1 protein-coding gene is annotated in these 393 nt (G+C 43.8%); it reads right to left on the bottom strand.

What is annotated here, in order from left to right; genetic code table 11:
• Positions 1-74: 74 nt before the first annotated feature.
• A complete protein-coding gene (locus tag EST42_RS11185) occupies positions 75-317 on the bottom strand; it encodes a hypothetical protein (protein WP_134645043.1) in 243 nt (80 codons plus the stop codon).
• Positions 318-393: the final 76 nt, after the last annotated feature.

The raw sequence follows: 393 nt of genomic DNA, 5'->3' as shown, positions 1-393 counted from the left end.
AATACGTAGACGAAAGTTTTTGAAACTACGGAACCCGTCCCGTATGCCGTGCGCTTTAGTGCGACGAGCCTTCTTCATTGCCTTTTGCAATGAGCGGTATTGGGCATCATTTTTTTGGGATATAGAATAGACTTGAGTTCAGCTTCATCACGAGTTTCAATGGCGTAAAGAATACCTTGGTAGAAAGCGTATGCGTCACGCAGTTCATCAGAAAGCGCCAGTAGGCGGTCGATAACTCCTTTATCAGTTAAATAGGCGTGCTTAAAATTGATTCGATTTTTGTGGGTCGTGTAATCGAGTGCGGTTCCGTGCTTCATTAAGTAGTTTCCAGAAGCGTTTTAGTTGGCGATACTCTTTGCTGTCTGACCCGAATTGTTTCATAACACTGATACG

It is taken from the genome of Weissella cibaria, from assembly GCF_004521965.1.
GTDB lineage: Bacteria > Bacillota > Bacilli > Lactobacillales > Lactobacillaceae > Weissella > Weissella cibaria_A.
This window is presented reverse-complemented; position numbering and strand designations above follow the sequence as displayed.

Coding starts and splice junctions, on each gene's coding strand:
- EST42_RS11185 (WP_134645043.1), bottom strand. CDS start 317: ATGAAGCACGGAACCGCACTCGATTACACGACCCACAAAAATCGAATC.